This window comes from Candidatus Poribacteria bacterium (genome assembly GCA_021295715.1).
Classification (GTDB): Bacteria; Poribacteria; WGA-4E; order WGA-4E; family WGA-3G; genus WGA-3G.
The window spans coordinates 12,821-33,146 of record JAGWBV010000006.1 but is presented as its reverse complement, the minus strand read 5'-3'; the positions used below and the strand labels follow the sequence as shown (position 1 = coordinate 33,146).

At 47.6% G+C, this 20,326-nt stretch carries 16 protein-coding genes; all 16 read left to right on the top strand.

Annotated features, from left to right (window positions below):
- Positions 1–53: 53 nt before the first annotated feature.
- The 16 genes from J4G07_03225 to J4G07_03150 all read left to right on the top strand — a co-directional run bounded on the left by J4G07_03225 (position 54) and on the right by J4G07_03150 (position 20,312).
- Entirely contained in the window at positions 54–1,736 is a 1,683-nt protein-coding gene (locus J4G07_03225) for an RNA polymerase sigma factor (GenBank protein ID MCE2412994.1), read from the top strand.
- Positions 1,737–1,979: 243 nt separating this feature from the next.
- A complete protein-coding gene (locus J4G07_03220) occupies positions 1,980–3,515 on the top strand; it encodes an ABC transporter permease subunit (protein MCE2412993.1) in 1,536 nt (511 codons plus the stop codon).
- 151 nt (positions 3,516–3,666) lie between these two features.
- On the top strand, positions 3,667–5,070 hold the full coding sequence (locus J4G07_03215; protein MCE2412992.1) for an ABC transporter permease subunit: 1,404 nt from the start codon (positions 3,667–3,669) through the stop codon (positions 5,068–5,070).
- Positions 5,071–5,310: 240 nt separating this feature from the next.
- On the top strand, positions 5,311–8,337 hold the full coding sequence (locus J4G07_03210; GenBank protein MCE2412991.1) for a sigma-70 family RNA polymerase sigma factor: 3,027 nt from the start codon (positions 5,311–5,313) through the stop codon (positions 8,335–8,337).
- A gap of 25 nt (positions 8,338–8,362) precedes the next feature.
- Positions 8,363–8,737, top strand: a complete 375-nt coding sequence (locus J4G07_03205; protein ID MCE2412990.1) for a hypothetical protein — start codon at positions 8,363–8,365, stop codon at positions 8,735–8,737.
- 33 nt (positions 8,738–8,770) lie between these two features.
- Positions 8,771–9,121 (top strand): hypothetical protein, encoded by a 351-nt coding sequence (locus J4G07_03200; protein MCE2412989.1) that lies wholly within the window; start codon positions 8,771–8,773, stop codon positions 9,119–9,121.
- Positions 9,122–9,378: 257 nt separating this feature from the next.
- On the top strand, positions 9,379–10,674 hold the full coding sequence (locus J4G07_03195) for a WD40 repeat domain-containing protein (GenBank protein ID MCE2412988.1): 1,296 nt from the start codon (positions 9,379–9,381) through the stop codon (positions 10,672–10,674).
- A gap of 99 nt (positions 10,675–10,773) precedes the next feature.
- The gene (locus tag J4G07_03190) at positions 10,774–11,334 is read left to right on the top strand and encodes a hypothetical protein (protein MCE2412987.1); all 561 of its coding nucleotides are present in this window, start codon (positions 10,774–10,776) and stop codon (positions 11,332–11,334) included.
- A 374-nt stretch (positions 11,335–11,708) separates the two neighbouring features.
- Complete coding sequence (locus J4G07_03185) at positions 11,709–13,028, top strand: PQQ-like beta-propeller repeat protein (GenBank protein MCE2412986.1); 1,320 nt, start codon at positions 11,709–11,711, stop codon at positions 13,026–13,028.
- Positions 13,028–13,948, top strand: a complete 921-nt coding sequence (locus tag J4G07_03180; protein MCE2412985.1) for a hypothetical protein — start codon at positions 13,028–13,030, stop codon at positions 13,946–13,948. The genes J4G07_03185 and J4G07_03180 overlap by 1 nt, the downstream gene beginning before the upstream one ends.
- Before the next feature lie 28 nt (positions 13,949–13,976).
- Complete coding sequence (locus J4G07_03175; GenBank protein MCE2412984.1) at positions 13,977–15,446, top strand: PQQ-binding-like beta-propeller repeat protein; 1,470 nt, start codon at positions 13,977–13,979, stop codon at positions 15,444–15,446.
- Between the two features lie 21 nt (positions 15,447–15,467).
- The gene (locus tag J4G07_03170) at positions 15,468–16,073 is read left to right on the top strand and encodes a hypothetical protein (protein MCE2412983.1); all 606 of its coding nucleotides are present in this window, start codon (positions 15,468–15,470) and stop codon (positions 16,071–16,073) included.
- Positions 16,074–16,088: 15 nt separating this feature from the next.
- A complete protein-coding gene (locus J4G07_03165) occupies positions 16,089–17,162 on the top strand; it encodes a hypothetical protein (GenBank protein ID MCE2412982.1) in 1,074 nt (357 codons plus the stop codon).
- A gap of 352 nt (positions 17,163–17,514) precedes the next feature.
- Positions 17,515–18,216 (top strand): hypothetical protein, encoded by a 702-nt coding sequence (locus tag J4G07_03160; protein MCE2412981.1) that lies wholly within the window; start codon positions 17,515–17,517, stop codon positions 18,214–18,216.
- Positions 18,217–18,475: 259 nt separating this feature from the next.
- Positions 18,476–19,879, top strand: coding sequence for an aldehyde dehydrogenase family protein (locus J4G07_03155; GenBank protein ID MCE2412980.1), 1,404 nt, complete (start codon positions 18,476–18,478; stop codon positions 19,877–19,879).
- Between the two features lie 202 nt (positions 19,880–20,081).
- Positions 20,082–20,312: a DUF2283 domain-containing protein gene (locus J4G07_03150; GenBank protein MCE2412979.1), complete on the top strand. Its 231-nt coding sequence runs from the start codon at positions 20,082–20,084 to the stop codon at positions 20,310–20,312.
- The last annotated feature ends 14 nt before the right edge of the window (positions 20,313–20,326 follow it).

Sequence of the window (20,326 nt, the reverse complement as noted above, 5' to 3'; positions counted from 1 at the left end):
TGTCGATTCCTATCTTAACATTTTGGAAGATAATATGTTTTTGGGGGTGGCGTATGAAAAATGACGATGTGCAATTGATTGAAAGGACCTTGGCGGGTGACGAATCTGCTTTCAGTGCGCTCGTGCGGAAATACCAAAAACCGGTCCACGCTTTCGTGCGCCGGAAAGTCGGTGATTTCCACATTGCTGAAGAGATTACGCAAGATATATTCCTCAGAGTTTACGAAAGACTCCAAACGCTAAAAAACCCAAGTACGTTTGTGAGATGGCTTTATGTGATTGCCGCGCGTCAGTGTTTCGCTTGGTTTGAAAAGAAGCGGATGACGATGAAATCGTTAGATGCGATGTCACCAGAGGAATTAGAAGAACTTGCTTATGCGCAATACCGCGCGGAACAACAAGATGAATTCGCGAATGAACAGTACCGCGAGGTCGTCAAACATCTCCTTCAAAAGTTGCCGGAGAGTGAACGCACCGTCGTAACGCTTCACTATCTCAGTAACATGACCTGCGAAGATATTAGCAAGTTTTTGGGGGTATCCCCGAACACAGTCAAGAGTCGGCTCCACCGCGCCCGCAATAGGTTGAAGAAGGAGAAATCTACCATTCGCGAGATTTGGAAGGGTTCCAAAGGAAATTTTATTATGTCTGCTAAATTGGAAGATATTCGTGGTAAGTTCCATGCATATAGAGAACATATGAGATCTAACCCTTCATCAGCGGAAGTTATGCTTACGGAAGTCAACAACGAGATTGAAGATGCACTTAAAGCGGAAATCACACCCGAGTTGGTGCATCTTGCTGTTGATGAGATATACCCCTATATGGGCAGTCTCGGCATGGAAAAACGGATACCTTTACTCCGTAAGTATATGAATGACGCTCTGGATGATACGGAGCGTTATTGGTCGCATCAAGGGTTAGTCAATACCCTCGCTTTCCTGCGGAGAGATCGAGAAGTTATTGAGGAACAGACGCGGCTTTACCATTGGGCATGCAAGCAGTCGGAAAAATATGTGTTGCGGATTATTGCCAATCAGAATACTGCTGGATCTTGGAAAGCGGAAGGTCGTATTAATGACTGGATTCAACTTTATAATGAGACATCTGAACGCTTAGAAATTCCTGAAGTGAGTCAGTACAGTCGTTGTGATTTTCTCCAAAAAGGAGCAGCGATATTACAAAGAAACGACCGATTAGACGCAGCACTTCTTGAAATAGAAAAGCTAGAACGTGCCTATGGTAAACCCGGTTGGAGGTCTTATTTTAAATTCTGGTTGGCTGTGAGAGAAATTCGACTGCTGTTGTATAGCAAAAAGGAAGATTGGGATTGTTTCGATCAAGTCTATACCGAAACGAATACATTTATTGAAGGAGAGTTGAAAAAACTGGAGGCAGGTTTTCCTGTAAATCTTTACGAGTGTTATTGTGTTGCTCACAACGTTGGTTGTTGTCTGGTATGGTCGAAGAGATATACTGAGGGGAAACGTTTGCTACAACTCGCCATTGATTTGGGAAATTACACCGAATATAGCCACTTCCAGTTTGCTGTGAGCATCTGGGCTTCTGAGAAGGATCGCGAGAAAACTTTACACCATTTGAAGATCGCTCAGGACGCTTATGTGGTTAGGGGTTATAATTATCAGGATAGTTACTACCCGTCTTTCCTTGAGACCCCCGAATTTTCGGATGTAAAGGATGATCCAGAGTTTTTGAAGGTTCTTGGACAGAAGTAGCATAATGTGAGTTCCATAAATGAAGTTGTCCGAAACGTATCGCTTGTATTTTTTAGAGTCGGCTGGTATTTGTAGCATAATCTGTTAGATTGTGTCCTATAAAGCGCAAACTAACAGTTTACGCTACAAATATGGAACTCACGTTAGGATAACAATAATTCGGGGGATTATAGTAAAATCTGAAAGTATGTGGACATCTGAAATTCCACTTCGTAAGTTTTGACCTAATAGAAGGAAGTCTTCATGTTAACAACGCTCATCCGCAGAGAACTCCTCGACAACCTGATGACGTTCCGCTTTGCCGTAGCCGTCCTCATTATGTTGTTGCTCGTCGTTGCCAATACCTTCGTGCTTATCAAGGATTATGAGCGACGGTTAGCAGCTTACAACACCACTCTCCAAACAGAGCATCAGCGATCGCGGGAAATAAAAACCTATTCGGGCGGAAGATTGAACGTTGCCCGCCCACCAAATCCGTTGAGTATTTTCAATGTCGGGTTGGATAAACGGTTGGGAAACGAAATTTGGATATCTCACGGTTTTGTGCCGACGTTGTGGGATGCTGGAACGTATAAAATGACGAACCCACTTCTCAACCTCTTCTCTTCGATTGATATTGTTTTTATTTTTGAGGTCGTTCTGAGTCTAATAGCACTTATTTTCGCCTACGATGCGATTGCGGGGGAACGCGAGCGCGGCACATTACGTTTAGTCGTAACGCATCCGGTGAGTCGCGGTCAAATCCTGCTTGCGAAATACATCAGTGCGATACTCTGCTTGCTTGTTCCGTTACTGATGAGTCTGCTCCTCGCGGTGATTTTACTGACAACATCCACTGCCATTTCTCTGAGTATTGGTGATTTCCTCCGTATCGGTGGGATTATCTTGAGTTCAATTGTTTATCTGTCGGTATTCTACTTCATCGGTATGCTAATTTCAGCAGTAACCCATAGTACCGGTACCGCGCTGATGCTTGCTATGTTTATCTGGGGGTTTTGGGTGTTGGTGTATCCAAACGCGGTTCTTGCCACGATTGACCCTCCTCAGACTTCTCAAACACGTATGGTATCCGCTTACGAGGAAATTAAACAGATGTGGGAGGAATTCGACAGAGAGCGAAAGCACTTCCTTGCGAATGATGCCTTTCCAGGAGAAGATCCACACTTTGGTATGGTAGGAGAAGATCCGAATTTCAACCAGATATGGGGATCAGGTTACCACTACGAATATTTTCATAGAGATTCCTCAATACTTAGGTATGACTACCACGTTGTTTCAAACATTGAGAAACTGCATGAAGCATCCAAACCTCAGATACCACACGCGCAGGATTATTATCGCTTCCTCGGACCGCAGATCATCAACACCGCAGAACGCGCGTGGCTTGTCCGAAAACAGACACTCGAAACTATCTTCGTTCAACCAGCGATTGTTGATCGCATCCTTTTGAGAGGCTCACCAGTCGGGATGTACAACGCTGCAACGCAAGCGTGGGCAGGGACAGACTTGCGCGGACTCAGAGATTTTTTTCAAGCGGCGCGAAGGCACCGACGGACCTTGATTGATTATTACTACGATAAGAACGCTTTCGGGGCGCAGCAATGGTTTTCTGCTGATAAGGGCGCGGTAGATTGGGAGCATTTGCCGCAGTTTTCTTTTCAAAGGGTTGACGTTACCACAAACGCTAAACGGGCGTTGCCGGATGTTTGTATACTGGTCATGCTTAATATAATTCTGTTCGTAATAATATTTCTTATTTTTATCAAAAGTGAAGTGTAGGAGAGTTGTCAGTACTCTCACTGCATTTGCTTTCGGTCTTCAGTTTTTAGTTAATCCCTATGGCAGTCGTAAGTGTATTGAATGCCACAAACCCTTAACTGAAAGCCGAAAGATGGCGCAGCCACCGTACTGATAACTGACAAGTAATAAAATGTGGCATATTGCGAAACGAGAAATTTACGACAATCTGAATAGCCTCCGGTTTGCGCTGGCAACAGTATTGTTTCTCGGCTTAATGCTGACCAATGCTGTTGTGCATATCAAGGAACACCCGGTGCGGATGCAAAAATATCACGATGCCGTCACAGGATCCCTGAATCGCTTAAGATCTCGAACGAATCTGTATCACATTGCGCAAGAAGGGCCCGGCTATCTTTACAAAAAGCCGTCATCTCTCCATTTCTGTGCAGATGGAGGTGAGGCGTTTTTGTCAGATCATGTCCACGGCGGATTTTACGCTTGGGCAACCGATGGCTTAGCAGGCTTCTGGCAGTTAGATTATATGCCTGCGTCTCTCAGTTCAAAAAATATTCGTCCGGACACTATCAAAATAGATTGGGAGTTTGCGATCGGGTACGTCTTGAGTCTCATCGCGATCCTATTCACCTTTGATTCGATTTCTGGCGAACGCGAACGTGGTACACTACGTTTGACATTGGCGAACTCGGTCCCGCGACATACCGTATTGATTGGTAAATTTTTAGGTGCACTGGTAAGTATTAGTGTCCCGTTTACGCTCGCGGTGTTAATGAATCTATTGGTAATTTCCACATCCAACGATGTGCAACTTGGCGTTGAGGTGCGGAACCGTTTAGGTATTATTTTTTTTATTGCGATTCTGTACCTGTGTCTGTTTCTTGCGTTAGGTTTGTTGGTGTCGTCACGTGTGCGGCACAGTGCAGCGAGTCTTGTGATACTTCTGTTAACGTGGGTCACCTTCGTGGTTTTTATGCCGAGCACGCTTGCCTCCATTGCAAGTGGATTTTCAACACCCATGACTTATGATCAATTCGACCAACGCGCCAGACAACTTGTAAACGAACTTAGAGGTGAATACGACGCTCGTTTGGAAGGCACGCGTGAGGATCCAGCGAAAAAAATGGAGTTAGCGGGTGAATACGTCATCACAGACGTAACGGAGCGGGAACGTTTGAGCCAAGAATACTTAACGCAACAGCATGTCCAAATTCAACTGGCGCGTTCTGTCACCCGCATCTCACCGGTCGTACTTGTCCAGCATCTTCTTGAGGTTTTTGCTGGAACTGGGTTTGAACGGCACCAACAATTTGTGGAGAACGTGCAGCGTTACGCCCGTGAATACCGAGGATTTGTCTCGGATATGGATAGAGCAGATCCTGATAGTCTCCATATCATTGGGACGTATGAGGGTATGTCGAAAAAGCCCATCAGCCCAGAATCAATTCCGACGTTTGAAGATACGCTCAGTCTTAGCCGTGATTTCAATGCTGCAGCAGTAGATTTGTTGTTGCTAACGCTATTTTTCGTTGTTTTTCTCTCTGGTGCGTTCCTTGCATTTGTACGCATTGAGATTTAGCCTGTAGTTTTCAATTTCCTCATATTGCAAACTGTAGGAGCGACCTCTGATCGCGACGTTTTCCCAAACATCGGCAACCCAAAATTGAAACCTGAAAGGCTTTGCTACTATTAATACATCCCCTTTCAAATTTTCCCATTTTAATATAGAATTTTCCCAAATCTTGTATTTTATGCAACCTTTCTCTCCGCAGCACATCTCTTAATATTATGAGAGACAACATGTTTTTGGAGGTGACGCATGAAAAACAGCGATACTGAATTAATTCAACGGACCTTGGCGGGCGACCAGCGTGCTTTCAGCACACTTGTGCGCAAATACCAAAAGCCGCTCCACGCGCTTGTATGGCGAAAGATTGGCGACTTCCATATCGCTGAAGAAATCACGCAAGATATATTCCTTAACGTCTACAAGAAACTCCAAACACTGAAAAATCCAAATCGGTTTGCCGGATGGCTGTATGTAATTGCCACTCGCCGATGTATCGCTTGGTTGAAGAAGAAACGGATTTCGATGGAGTCTTTGGATGCAATGCCTCCAGATGAATTAGAGGAGTTGGCGTATGCGCAATATCACGCTGAACAACAAGAAGAAGTCGTGAGTGAGCGACACCGTGAGGTCGTCAAACGTCTCCTCCAAAAGTTGCCGGAGAGTGAACGCACGGTTGTAACGCTCCATTATCTCGGGGACATGACCTGCGAAGACATTAGCAAGTTTTTGGGGGTATCACCGAATACAGTCAAAAGTCGGCTCCATCGCGCTCGAAAGCGATTGAAAGAGCAGGAGCACATGGTTCGTGAAGTTTTAGGCGGTTTCCAGTTGTTTGCATCGTTGGTCGAAAATGTTCTACGAGAAATTGCGCACATCAAACCTGCAGCCCCAACGGGGAGTAAGCCGTGGCTGCCGTGGGCATTAGCGACCTCTACTACCATTTTCGTGATATTGCTGATGGGAAGTGGCACGCAGGACTTAGCCCGATTCCAGCAGCCTTACAGTTTCGATGCAAGGTCAGAAATGACTGTTGAGCTTGTTGATACATCTCTTGTCCGGGCTTCAAAGCAAAAACTCGGTGTAAGAAATCAATTTGGAAATACCGATACGCTGAGTAAAAATAAAGGGAACATTGGTCCAAGAGAAGATGCACGGAAAATCGCTGCGGATCGGTCTAAACAGAAAGAAACACCCGTAATAAAATCGCGGTGGGTCCTAACGAACGGACCGGAAGGCACTTCAGGTGGAAGGGCAGGTCTATTTACCACATCCAAGCGAAAAATTTACGCTGTTGCATCGAGAGGGATTTATCAACTAACAGAGAACGCAAACGCTTGGACCCTTATCTGTGAAAGCAGTCCAACGCGTCAGTTTCAGATGCCGATGGCAGAATGGGATGACACCCTCTATATTTTGACGCCTGATGAACTCTTAACCTCAACCGATGAAGGTAAAACATGGAATTCTGTTGGCACTCGACCAAAGGGACGCGCTTTTGAATTACTCATCACCAATGAAACCTTTTACCTCGTTTTTGAAAAACATATCTTTCGATCTGATGATGCCGGTAAGCGTTGGATACCGATGATACAGGAACTGCACGCCCATATTACAAAGAGGAACGGCTCGCCAGACATATCAATTTCGGACGCTGTCACACTTGATAACGCTGTGTTTGTGGGAACAAACCGAGGGCTTTATCGCATTACTACAGGAGTTTGGGAAAGGTTACCCGTCTACGGTCCCCAATTTATTAATTCGTTAGTAGCCATTGAAAATAGACTCTATGTTATAGCAGGGTCCGATTGTACACGGTCTGCCAACTCATTTGAGGAATCCCATAAACTTGATCACTCGGTTGAGATATTAAAGTTTCCACCGAGAATTTTTCGTTCAGTCGACTTCGGTGATACTTGGGACGACCTTTCACCGATAGAAGGAAAAGGAACAGACGGCAGATTATGGATGGCGTTACCACCAACTGATGACGATTTTCGGCTCCAGATGTTCAGTGGTATCCAGTTGGTTGCAATTGGCGAAACACTTACAGTGATGGGGACTGGTGTGCTACTGCGTTCAAATGATAGTGGAGACACATGGACGCATGTAAAAGCTGGCAAAAATGTGTTGAGTCAGAGTATTTTCCCTGTTGTCGCTTTGGACGAAAATAATTTTTACACGTCCGACATTTCTGGGATAGCACGGTCAACGGATGCCGGGGTCTCGTGGCACCCGTTTTCTGCCGGAATGATAAACTCTCATGTTCAGAAGTTACTCATGCTTGAGAATGTTCTCTATGCACTCACGCCTGAAGGGGTCGTCAAATCAACGGATCTCGGAGAATCTTGGACATCCATTCGAGTAGATGTCGGTGACGATATTAAGAAAAAAGGGATGCTTCAAAAAAAGCAGACGGCTCCAGATTTACTGAGTCATGCGAAAATCGCAAAAACCAAGGGTTCACTCTATGTAAGCAACAGTACAACCGATAAGGTTGAGGTTTTTCATCTTTCATCTGATGGAGATGTTCTAAAACCTGTCCGACGGATGCCAGTTTTTACCGAGAACACACTGGAAGTTGAATGGCTGAACAGATTTAAAAACGCGCCTCGCAATGTGAGTGAATTGAGTCGTCAGCGAAAAGCAGATATGCCACGTATTGTTGAAGAGCGACTCACGAATGGTGGGTTTACAATCGCTGGTAACACTGTCTTCATGGAGTACCGACAGAAACTCTTCAGATGGCACCGAAGCGAAAAGCGGTGGTTCAATACAGGTCTTGTAGATTCCACCGAACGCGCTGACGGTACTGATACGTCTAAAGGTCTCACACTCGCGGCTTCGCACAATATGGTCTATGCCGGTAAACGGGATGGTTCCCTATTTCAGTCTCTTAACAGTGGTGGCGATTGGAAAGAAATTACTGCGAACTTACCCTTTACCTTTGCGTATTTCAAAGATATGGTCTTTGCTCGGACAACCGTCTATGTCCTAACGGATCAAGGCGTTATGAATTCGCACGATGGCATCAATTGGAACGCTCTGACGGATACCGAGGGAAACCGAATTCCTATCTCTCGGATAGCAGTAGACGGTAATAGGATTTACGGTGTGTGCAATCAAGGCATATATCGGATAAATCCTAAGACGGATACATGGATTCAGATTTTACCCGAGGTTCCTGATGAGGCAACTGCCCTCGCTGTGGGGCGTGGCATACTCTACATCGGCACGCGGCACAGCGGTGTCCTCCGTTTGCCACTTAATGAACTGTAGGAATGAGTTTTAAAGGAGACATCTCATGAAATCTATTAGAGAGACACTTTTAGCACTTATAAGTATTATCTTGATGATGCCCGTGACACTTTTTGCCGCGCCCGACGAACCCTCCCCTGCTGGCGGTGGTTGGCTTGAACTGGATCCCAAACTACCACTCGTCCAGACCGAGTCACCGTGGTTTCCTGAGTATCCAGGTCCCCTAACGATTGAAGCGTGGGTATACATAGACAAACCTCCGAGCGTTCAGGAGGTCATATCGCTGGCGGCTGGATCCCATGCTGCCTTCTCCATGGTAGGTCAAACAGGCCGCTTTACCTGTGCCATTGTCGGTGATGGATACGAAGCCAGTCCCGCCATCATGACAAAGGGAGTCGAGGGCGGATCCGGAAAGATATGAGGAACGTTACCTACCGGGCGGTGGGTCTATTACATGGCAATAATTGACGGCGGTTCTACTGTCGGGTGTGGCGGTTCGATTTCTGGGCTGGCACCAGGGAGTCATCTGGCATCTGCGAGCGAACCTCTCCTTGTCGGAGGTATTCCCGTTCTAAAGGGGAGTGGACTGAAAGCAGTTCCTGCCTCTGGGATGTATATTGACGAGTTGCGGATTAGTTCTATTGTTCGTTATGGGCAAGGCAGGTATGCCACCCCTCCGAAGGCATTTACTCCAGATAACGACACGTTGGGATTGTACCATTTCGATGAGAAGTCAACCGAACATTATGAAGACGCCTCTCCGCATCAAATTCCATTAGTCCGCGTTAAGAAAGATACCGATTAAATGTAAACCCAGTTCGTAGTAAGGAAACCATTCATTCCCGGTTTCCGAATTGTAATAAATCGTACGACTACGAACCTACCCTCCCTAAAATTCAAACTCGATGAAGTACTACATTCCATAGTCACATACATCTATTTCGTGAAAAATAATGTCCAAGTTCACATCATGATGGGAGTCCGCTCGTCAAATCAGCTGCAGGCCGCCCGAGACGTTGCCCGAAGGATTGAAGCCCAAATTGCGGCGGTATTGGAGGAAAAATGAAAGCACAGATTTTCTCAATCAGGAATGCACCAGTAGGCTTCATAGGTTTTCTTCTGCTTATAACAACAATCGGGTGTAGGGTTTTCGTCAATCGCGTCATCGGACTCGATCCCGTTCTCCTCGCACAGGAGGATCTCCACAGGATGGGACTAAGAAAGAGTGAGCGCATCCGCGATCCTTACGGGATCAGTGAGCCTAAGGAATTCCATCTTATCGTAGGGTTCGAGCAGCGTGGATATCAACTGAATGTTCAATATTGGTTATTTAATTCCTCGTCCACTGCGAAAAAAGCGGCGGAGGTCGAGTGGATATGGACCTTTGCTGCCATGCCGAACTTTCACCCCGAGCTGAATCCTGAGGATGTCATTGGAACTGGGACATGGCGCCGCATCCACACGGGTTGGAAGGAGTGGGAAAAGGGGCCTACTGACATCTATTTCGTGAAATCCAATCTCCTCGTTAGGATCAGGACAAACGGGCACCCGTCGGATCGACTGCAGTTTGCTCGGGACGCTGCCCGAAAGATTGAAGCCCAAATTGAGGCAGTATTGCGCAAAGACGGCAGAACGGTCATCAGTGGAGGTAAAGATAGGGACAAGGCGGTTCGTTTATGGGAGGTCAAGACGGTCGATCCTGTGAAAACGTTCAAGAGAACGTATACGATTGAGAGTGTAAATTTCTCTCCAGATGGCAAGAAAATCGTTAGCGGGGGTAGAGATACGGGCAAGTCGGTCCGTTTATGGGATGCCGACACTGGGAATCTTTTGAAAATGCTTACCGGGCATACGTATGCGGTTGCGAGTGTGAGTTTCTCTCCAGACGGCAAAAAAATCGTTAGCGGGGGTTGGGGCAAGACGGTTCGTTTATGGGATGTCGAGACGGGCAGCCTGTTGAAAACTCTCAAGGGGCATAAAGGCAGGATTGCGAGTGTGAGTTTTTCCCCTGATCGCAAGAGAGTCGTTAGTGGAAGTTTCGACGATACAGTTCGTTTATGGAATGTCGAGACGGGGAATCTTTTAAAAACCCTCAAAGGGCATAAGATTTATGTTACGAGTGTGAGTTTTTCGCCCGACGGTAAAACGCTCGCCAGTGGGAATGTGGACGGTTCGGTTTGGTTATGGGATGTCGAGACGGGCAACCTCTTGAAAATCCTCAGAGGGCATAAGGGGAGTATTGCGAGTGTAGATTTTTCACCCGACGGCAAGAGGATTGTCGGGAGTAGTGTGGGAAGGGTCGTCGGGGACAGTGTGGAGGCAGCAATTCTGCTATGGGACACATCCTTGGTTAAATGACAGTGCCTCACACCTATAGTATTGAGTTGTCATGTCTAAGTTTCCCTCACGTCATGACCAGATCCATTTCCCGAAAGATTGAGTCAGTATTGGAGAAAAATGAAAATACGGATTCTCTCAAGAGACAATGCTTCGCTAAATATCATCAGTTTTCTTCTGCTCGTGACGACAACACTTGGATGTGGGGTTCTCTTTAATGTCAATCGCGTGATGAGACTCGATCCCATTGTCCTTGTACAGGAGGATCTTCCTATGATGCGGCTAACGGAAAGTGACCGCCTCGGGGGATTCCCAAAGGAATCATCTATTCTCGTGGGGTGTGATCAGCAATGGAGTGATGGTCACTTGGTTGTTCGATATTATCTATTTGACACTTCGTACACTGCCAAAAAAGCGAGAGCGAACCCTCGGGAACACACCGTTGCCGCCCCGGCGAACTATCAATCCGAACTGAATCCCACGGATGTCATTGGCGATGCCACATGGCACCTCATCCCCAAGAGACAGTGGGAAAAGGGTATGACTGACATCTATTTCGTCAAGAGTAATGTTGGGGTTCACGTCATGACAAGGGGAGACTCGGAATATCAACTGCAATTCGCCCGGGACATTGCCCGACATATTGAAGCCAAGATTGCGGCAGTATTGCCGAAAAAATGAACACAGAGTTCCCAAGAAATTTGGTGGGCTTGGAAAACGGCTCTATCCAGACACCCTCTACCACACCGGGCATCCTTTCCTTTAGACCTTTGGACCTACCTACAAAACCCTGAGTCTATCTGCCTTCAGAGATGTCTTCTGATGGCTATTTGGCTGACAACCCTCCTCAATTTAAATCTTTCCTCAAAAACACCAAATGTAGTATAATGATATATCGGAAGATATGCAGAACAAAACCGTCTGGTGCGCTGTCAAATTTATAAGCGCAGTACGATGAGGTGTTCTAACTGACACACCAAGTTAAACATTCAGACATTTTTCAGCGTCTTAATAAGGTTACAGACACACGTAAAATACACGGGAGGAACAGAAGTTTGCACCATTGGAAATCAAGTCTTTGTCAACTACTTATTTGCTTTGCCTTGGTTGCGCTTCCTATGCACGCCATCGCTGGCGATTGGCCAACATGGCGAGGACCAAATCAGGACGGCACTTCTGCCGAAACCGGACTCATCTCATCTTGGTCAACTGAAGGTGAGAACCTGCTCTGGAAGGCAGAATTCATAGGGCGTTCTACACCGATCATTCTCAATGACAGAGTCTACGTCATCGGGCGTGTCGGTAAAGACATCACCGAACAGGAACGTATCGCCTGCTTCGATGCTGAAACCGGCGAACTCATCTGGAATTATCAATTCAACGTCTTTCATACGACCATCTCTTTCAACCGGGTCGGATGGACGAGTCTCGCTGGTGACCCAGAAACCGGGAATATCTATGCACACGGGGTCCAAGGACTCTTCTTCTGTTTCGACAAAGATGGAAATATCCTCTGGTCGCGTTCGCTCACAGAAGAGTATGGACGGATATCCGGTTATGGAGGACGCGTTCACACCCCGATTCTCGCAGGCGACCGCGTCGTGATTAGTTATCTCAATTCAGGATGGGGCGACCATGCCGCAACACGCCACCGCTATTTTGCTTTCGACAAACACACTGGCGAACTGATTTGGGTTTCAACGCCGGGCGGCAGACCGTTAGACACGACTTACTCCACACCCGTCGTTGCCAATATCAACGGTCAGCAACTCATCATCGGTGGCAATGCTGATGGCGGTATCTACGCTATGAAACAGAGCACCGGAGAGATGGTCTGGGGATTTAAACTCAGTCAGCGGGGTATCAATACGTCCGTCATCGTTTCAGGCACGAAAGTCTACGCGACGCATAGCGAAGAGAATATGGATACTACCGCGATGGGACGGGTCGTCTGTATTGACGCAACCGGCACAGGCGATGTTACACAGACCCATGAAGTCTGGCGATATGATGGGGTTAATGTTGGATACGCGTCCCCTACAATTCACGCCGGACACCTCTATGTCGTGGATAACTCCGCGAATATTCACGCTGTGAATGCTGACACCGGTGAAGTCTACTGGGAACACAACATCGGCAAAGTCGGAAAAGGTTCCCCTGTCTGGGCAGATGGTAAGCTCTACGTCGCGGAAGTCAACGGCGTATTTGCGATCCTTCAACCCAGTGAGGATGGATGTGAACTGCTAAGTGCTCAGGAGATAAGCCGAGCAACGGATGAACACTACGTCGAGATCTTCGGTTCACCCGCTATTGCCGACGGACGCATCTATTTCACGACTGAGGAACACCTCTACTGTATCGGGAGGAACGATTGATGAAAAATTTTATCCCACTTTACGTTATCCTGATGGTGTGTATCCTCACTGCCGGTTGTGCCAGCAAAGAGATGGCACCGGAACCTGTGAAGACGTCACCTGCACCCGCTGTTTCGCTGCTGCTTACCCCCGCAGAAACACTCACATCAGGCGATCCCGTTGCGTTGAGTGTTATCGGTTTCGATGCAGATGGAAAACAGACGAGTGCAATCGGGGCTATAGACTGGGCACACACCGGTTTAACTGGAACATTTGAAGATGGCACATTTACACCCGATAAAAGTGCCGGAGCGCATGCAGGCACGGTGACCGCTCAATCCGGTGATATGAAAGCGACGGCTCGCATCCGTGTGATTCCATCGCTCCCGTGGACAGAGAATTTTGAGACGATTGAACTCGAAAAGATACCCACACACTGGATCGGCGCGACCGGCAAATTCTTTGTGCGTGAAAAGGATGGCAATAAGGTCTTAGTCAAAACACCTGTCCAACGCGGTTTAAACCGCTCTAACGTCTATCTCGGTCCCTCAACAATGAAGGATTATCAGATTCAAGTGGATCTGATGGGAACCAGAAATAAACGCAGGCTGCCGGACCTGGGCTTGATTGCCAACCGCTATACCTTAGATATGCAGGGCAGACACCAACGCTTGCAAATCCGTTCATGGGCATCCGATTTACGCATGGCGAAGACAATCGACTTCGCATGGGAGACAGATGTCTGGTATACAATGAAAATGAAGGTAGAGATTATGGAGGATAAGGCAGTAATTCAGGGAAAGGTATGGCGCACTGGCGAACCCGAACCAGAAGAATGGACAATTACTGCTGAAGACCCACTACCAAATCGCGAGGGAAGCCCCGGTATCTACGGTTACTCCGCGACGGACATCTATTACGACAATCTAAAAGTGTGGTAAACTTTTAATCCACACCACACGCGAATATATGGACTGCAACGAAACAAAAGGAGTCATTCAATTGAAACCCCAATTTATCTACATCGCAAATCTTGCACTGCTACTCATTTTTACCGTATCGGTTACTTCAGCAGAAAAAGAGATTGCATTGTGGGGCGGCACGTTAAGCCGGAACATGGTATCCGATGAAATGAATATTCCCGAAAGTTGGGATCTGGAAACCGGCGAAAGTATTAAGTGGACAGCGGAACTCGGTTCCCAAAGTTATGCGGGACCTCTTGTTATCGGTGGCAAAGTCTTTGTCGGAACAAACAACAAAGCACTTTACAATCCCAAACTGACCGGCGACCGCGGAAATCTCATGGCGTTTAACGAATCCGATGGTAAATTTCTCTGGCAAGCCACCCATACCAAACTCACTTCAGGACGTGTTAACGACTGGCCCCTACAGGGTATCTGCTCCACGCCGTTTATTGAAGGCGACCGACTCTACTATGTTTCCAACCGGTGTGAAGTCGTCTGTGTTGACACTGAAGGCTTCCTTGATGGTGAAAACGACGGTCCCTTTACTGAAGAAACGGAAACCAGCGAGATTGATGCCGACATCATCTGGAGCTACGATATGATGGATGAGTTGGATGTTTTTCCGCATAACCTCGCTACCTGTTCACCGCTTGCTGTCGGAGATCTCCTTTTCTTGGAAACGAGCAACGGCGTTGATGAAGGGCATATCCATATCCCTTCACCTGATGCGCCGTCGTTCATCGCACTCAATAAACACACCGGCGAACTCGTCTGGGAAGATGCCTCGCCCGGCGAAAATATACTACACGGGCAGTGGTCGAACCCCGCTTACGGCGTTATCAAGGGTGTCCCGCAGGTTATCATCCCCGGCGGCGATGGTTGGGTTTATGCCTTTGAACCAGAGACCGGCGACATTATTTGGAAGTTTGATTGCAATCCAAAAGATTCTGAATGGGAACTCGGTGGACGCGGCACCCGCAACAATATTATCTCAACGCCTGTCGTCTATGATGACAAAGTCTTTGTCGCTGTTGGGCAGGACCCGGAGCACGGTGAAGGCGTGGGACATCTCTGGTGTATTGACGCTTCACAAACCGGTGATATTACCGACACTGCTGGCATCTGGCACTTCGGCGATGAACAGTTCAATCGCACCATGTCCACTGTAGCCATTGCTGACGGGCTCCTCTACATTTCGGATCTCAGTGGATTCCTTTACTGCTTAGATGTGAACACAGGAGACCCTTATTGGACGCATGACACCTTCGCTGCAATTTGGGGATCGCCTTATGTTGTGGACGGGAAAATCTACCTCGGCGATGAAGATGGCGATGTTGTGATTCTAAAAACCGGGAAAACAAAGCAGGTACTATTTGAAACCAACATGGGCAGTGCTGTCTATACGACACCTGTGGCTGAAAACGGTGTGCTTTACATCGTTACCCGTAATATGCTGATTGCGATTTCAGAATAGGTTTTTTTACAGGTATTTCACATGGTTTATAGCAACTTTACGCTACAAACAGTACGGGAAGCGTTTGATTTGGAAGAGGTTGACACCGCAAATCTTTTTGCGCGTAGCGAACCGATGGCTCCGAGTGGACTACTCACCGCAGTGTTGGCACGAGACATACCTTTAGCCACTGCTATCGGAACAGAGAAAGCGAAGTCAGAGATGATTGTTGCTGATGTCCTCGTCGAGCTCCGAGAGCAGTTGGAGCATCGCATCAGTCTCTTTTCCGGTATTGATTTCAACGTTGATGACGAGAGCGGTTTGACCGGGGTCTGTGATTTTTTGATAAGCCTCTCGCCAGTCCAATTTGGGATCAAGGCACCTGTCATCGTTTTTGTTGAGGCAAAGAATGATAATCTGGAAGTCGGGCTTGGACAGTGTGTAGCAGAGATGGTCGCCGCCCAACGCTTTAATGCCGAAAAAGGGAATGATATCCTACGCGTTTATGGGGCTACTACAACAGGTGTGCTTTGGCGGTTTCTCAAATTAGAAGAAAAAAAACTCCACATTGATATGGCAGTCTATCAAATCGCACAATGCGATAAAGTCCTCGGCATCCTTGCCAGCATGGTAAAACAAAAAATATAAGGGCTTTTTATACAAATGAACCTTTCCCGTAAAATTAATGAGAGCCGAAAAGCACTCGACGGACACGTCCGAGAAATCGTCAAATGGCACTTCAGTCCAAAAACCGGATGCCCGTTCTGGCTGGAGTTCGCAAAGAACCTCGATTTTGACCCGCGTAAAGAAATTGGAGGCTATGCCGACCTCAAGTGCCTCGGACATTTCGAGGACGAATGGCTTCGCGGTGGACCGGTCCGACGCTGGGTCCCTAAGGCTTACGCCAATGAACCGATTTACGTCTTTGAAACCGGTGGTTCGACAGGTGTCCCGAAATCGAGAATCAGTATTCGTGATTTTCACATTGATTATGAAATATTCAGTGAATCGCTTTCCGATGAAGGGTTTCCACCCGGTAGCGATTGGCTCATGTTAGGTCCGACGGGACCGAGACGTTTACGACTTGCTGTTGAGCATCTCGCCCAGCATCGTGGTGGTATCTGTTTCCATGTAGATCTCGATCCGCGTTGGGTGAATCAACTCGTCCGTTACGGAAAGAATGAGGAATTGGACGCTTATAAAAATCACGTTATTTCGCAAGCACTCAACGTGCTGCGCGCCCATGAAAACGTTCAATGCCTCTTCACCACGCCGAAACTGTTAGAGGCGTTATGTGAGAAAATTTCTTTACCGAAGGCGGGTATCAAAGGTATCTTTTGTGGCGGCACCGAGATGGACGCGCAATTCCATCGCTTCGCACGCGAGGAACTCGTACCCGGCATCGACTTCATCCCGACCTACGGCAACACCCTGATGGGATTAGCCGCTTGTAAACCCTTCGATCCGACGGATAACTATGCTATTATCTATTATCCACCGCACCCGCGTGCTGTTATTGAACTCGTTAATCCAGAGAATCCAGAAGAACTCGTTGATTACGGCGAAACCGGACGCGTCATGCTCACGACCCTGACGAAAGAATTTTTCATGCCCCGTTTTCTGGAACGGGACGAAGCCGAACGCGCCGAACCAATCCCGGAATACCCGTGGGATGGCGTTGAAAATCTCCGTCTGCTCACGGAACTCCAAGAAAGTGTCGTTGTAGGTGTCTATTAACCTGTTCACATCTGATAAAAATTTTCTAAACCATATTGTATTAGAATAAACGAGAGGATTCGCATAAAGATAGATATAGCAATTTTGGATAAGCGGAAATATTTTTTGGCGGCTATTAACCCGTATGACAACTGGATCTGATTTTTCACCCCATTTGCTGTAGGCAGGGTTAAACCCAAAATCTATCTATAATACAACGCTCTCGAATAAACTTCTTGAGTCCCAGCGGGACGGCATGTGTGTAGAAAACATTGGCAGTAATAGAATCAAGCCCCAGAGGGGCGACATGTGTATAGATTTCGTTTTTCGATAGTTCAAGGAATGCTAACACAACCCAAAGAGGAGTCTGAAAATGCCAACGCAAATTGAAAAAGCTTTCCGGTCACCTTACTCGGTGCCCAACGGTTTACAGGTCACAGACGACGGTTTATGGATCGTTGATCAGATTACCGATAGAGTCTCTTTAGTTGAAATCATAGCAGACGTCGACTACACCGTGCCGAAACTCATTCGCGACATTCCGAGTGAATCCTCGAACACAAGCGGCATGACGTATGGCGACGGCGCACTCTGGTTAGCCGCAAACGGATCTGGGGAACGCTGGCGTCCCGTCCGAGATACAGATGCCGAGACAGGTGAGGTCTTCAAAGTAGACCCCGCTACCGGCGAAACCCTTGGACGCTATCCGATACCCGATGGTGGGGGCACGCACGGCATCGAATATGACCACTACGATGAAGGGCATCTGTGGGTCCAAACCCTCAAGAATCAGGTCACACATAAAGTCAGAATTTCGGACTGGTCTGTCCAAAAGACGCTCCCCTTGCCTTATGGACGTGGACACGGTATGGTTCGCGTAGCAGATGGACTTTGGTCAACCCATACTTCTGATAGGGCTATCGTCAAACTTGATCTGGAAGACGGCACGCCGATTGATAAGATTGTGGTCCCCGAAGGTTACCCCGAACCGCACGGATTGTCCATCTACGGCGATGATTTCCTCTATTGCGATGCCTCCTCGGGGTGGGTGGCGAAGATTACACATACAGCGTAGAACTACACACCGCTGTGCCGCAACATAAAGTAGTAGGTGTGTGCCATTGTACCTCCTCTTATGTAGGGGTAAGCTATGTGTCTATTCGCCTGTGCCGTATGCTGTCATAACAAAAACTTAGATGACGGCAGCCTGCAACAACGGCGCAGGGTGTTTTTGATAGGGTATTTCTGCGTATTGCTTGGGTATTTCTTCAGATATAAGAAATGACCGTCAAAGTTGAAACGGACGTTGTTTCTCCGCAAGGTAAAATTAAAAAATGCATATTCCGATTCTGCGTGCCGGACGTCCTTACAGAAGTCTGAACACCGTTCGCGTCCCACATATCAAAACGGGTGAACCTTTGGTCGAGGTGAGCCAAGCCAATCGTGGGCTGATAGCCAAGGACCTCGTTGACATCGCGCTCCAGAAAGAGGTGCTCGGACAACGTTCTGTCGCCGAATTACTTTCTATATGCAAGAAGGCAGCGCGTCTCTTCGCAACGGAGACGTTGCCGCTTGACGGAACGGTTCAATCCCCGATAGACTACATCCAGCAGGTCTCTGGGACAACCGGTATGCCTGAAGCACTCTGCGAACAAAATCTATTCAAAATTCAAGGAGTCTTGGAAAACATAGATACCGTTTTGGATGGACTCACCCGTGGGCTTGATTTGGAGGTCCTTGACAATGGATGGGGAACCCAAAACGGGCACACGTTGAGTTACGTCTGTGAAACGGATTCGTTGGGTGCCGTGTTACCGAGCAATTCGCCGGGTGTGCATTCGTTGTGGGTGCCTGCTATTCCTTTGAAAGTGCCACTCGTGCTGAAGCCGGGACGCGAGGAGCCGTGGACTCCCTATCGAATTGCACAAGCGTTTATCGCTGCAGGTGCTCCCGCAGAGGCGTTCAGTTTCTATCCGACCGATTACGCCGGTGCCAACGAAATCCTCGTCCGATGTGGACGCGCTATGCTTTTCGGTGGCGGTTCAACCGTCGCACCGTGGGTGAACACACCTCGTGTCGAAATCCACGGACCCGGACGCAGCAAGATTATCATCCATGAAGACGGAGAGAACAATTGGGAACACTACCTCGATCTCATCGTGGAATCGGTCGCTAAAAACGGTGGCAGATCCTGCATTAACGCCTCTGGTGTATGGGTAACGGCGCATGGACGAGAAATTGCCGAAGCAGTGGCTGAACGTTTAGCACGCATCGAACCGAAACCCTTGGATCACCCAGAGGCAGGCATCGCCGCGTGGGCGAATCCGAAGTCTGCTCACGGCATCTCATCGCTCATCGACCAACACCTCAAAGAACCCGGTGCGACGGAGTTGACGACTGGCGACCGCGTCGTCGAATTGGATGGCTGCACCTTCCTCAGACCGACTGTTATCTGGTGTGAGGACGCAGAGCATCCATTAGCAAACATAGAATTTCCGTTCCCATTTGTGAGTGTTGTAGAAGTGCCACCGGCGCAGTTGGTCGAGGCTATGGGCGCGACACTTGTTGCCACAGCGATCACAGAAGATACAGCACTCACGCGATGTCTCATAGCGACACCGCTCATTGATCGACTGAATTTAGGTGCGATCCCAACGAATCAGATCTCTTGGGATAGTCCGCATGAAGGGAACCTGTTTGAGCATCTCTACAGACAGCGCGCATTTCAGTTTGGATAGTATAACCCAAGTTGCTACCTAATAAGTTTGGGGTGTCTAAACACAGATTTTTTAAGGAAAGGCATCTCTTCACACCCCGTAGGGGTGGCATGTCTATAGAAAATCGTGTCGTCAAGTCCGTGCACTCCAGCGGAGTGCTATGTGAATGAAAAGTAGTAACTTGGGTTAGTATATTCTCTGTGCGATAACGGGGTAGTTCACAATGAAGGTAAAGTATTTTCATGACACGGCTACAGCATTGATTGAGTTTTCTGAGCATGCCGTTGCTGAAACAAAAGAAATCAACGAAAATATCTACATAGATCTGGATGCTAACGGAAATCTCGTCGCAATAACTATTGAACACGCCGACTTACACGCGAATCTACCTGATTTGTTTTACGAACAGGTGGAAACTCCAGAATCCCAAACACTTTTGCATGAACAAACTTGACTTTTCAAATCGTT

Coding starts and splice junctions, on each gene's coding strand:
- J4G07_03225 (MCE2412994.1), top strand. CDS start 54: ATGAAAAATGACGATGTGCAATTGATTGAAAGGACCTTGGCGGGTGAC.
- J4G07_03220 (MCE2412993.1), top strand. CDS start 1,980: ATGTTAACAACGCTCATCCGCAGAGAACTCCTCGACAACCTGATGACG.
- J4G07_03215 (MCE2412992.1), top strand. CDS start 3,667: ATGTGGCATATTGCGAAACGAGAAATTTACGACAATCTGAATAGCCTC.
- J4G07_03210 (MCE2412991.1), top strand. CDS start 5,311: ATGAAAAACAGCGATACTGAATTAATTCAACGGACCTTGGCGGGCGAC.
- J4G07_03205 (MCE2412990.1), top strand. CDS start 8,363: ATGAAATCTATTAGAGAGACACTTTTAGCACTTATAAGTATTATCTTG.
- J4G07_03200 (MCE2412989.1), top strand. CDS start 8,771: ATGGCAATAATTGACGGCGGTTCTACTGTCGGGTGTGGCGGTTCGATT.
- J4G07_03195 (MCE2412988.1), top strand. CDS start 9,379: ATGAAAGCACAGATTTTCTCAATCAGGAATGCACCAGTAGGCTTCATA.
- J4G07_03190 (MCE2412987.1), top strand. CDS start 10,774: ATGAAAATACGGATTCTCTCAAGAGACAATGCTTCGCTAAATATCATC.
- J4G07_03180 (MCE2412985.1), top strand. CDS start 13,028: ATGAAAAATTTTATCCCACTTTACGTTATCCTGATGGTGTGTATCCTC.
- J4G07_03175 (MCE2412984.1), top strand. CDS start 13,977: ATGGACTGCAACGAAACAAAAGGAGTCATTCAATTGAAACCCCAATTT.
- J4G07_03170 (MCE2412983.1), top strand. CDS start 15,468: ATGGTTTATAGCAACTTTACGCTACAAACAGTACGGGAAGCGTTTGAT.
- J4G07_03165 (MCE2412982.1), top strand. CDS start 16,089: ATGAACCTTTCCCGTAAAATTAATGAGAGCCGAAAAGCACTCGACGGA.
- J4G07_03160 (MCE2412981.1), top strand. CDS start 17,515: ATGCCAACGCAAATTGAAAAAGCTTTCCGGTCACCTTACTCGGTGCCC.
- J4G07_03155 (MCE2412980.1), top strand. CDS start 18,476: ATGCATATTCCGATTCTGCGTGCCGGACGTCCTTACAGAAGTCTGAAC.
- J4G07_03150 (MCE2412979.1), top strand. CDS start 20,082: ATGAAGGTAAAGTATTTTCATGACACGGCTACAGCATTGATTGAGTTT.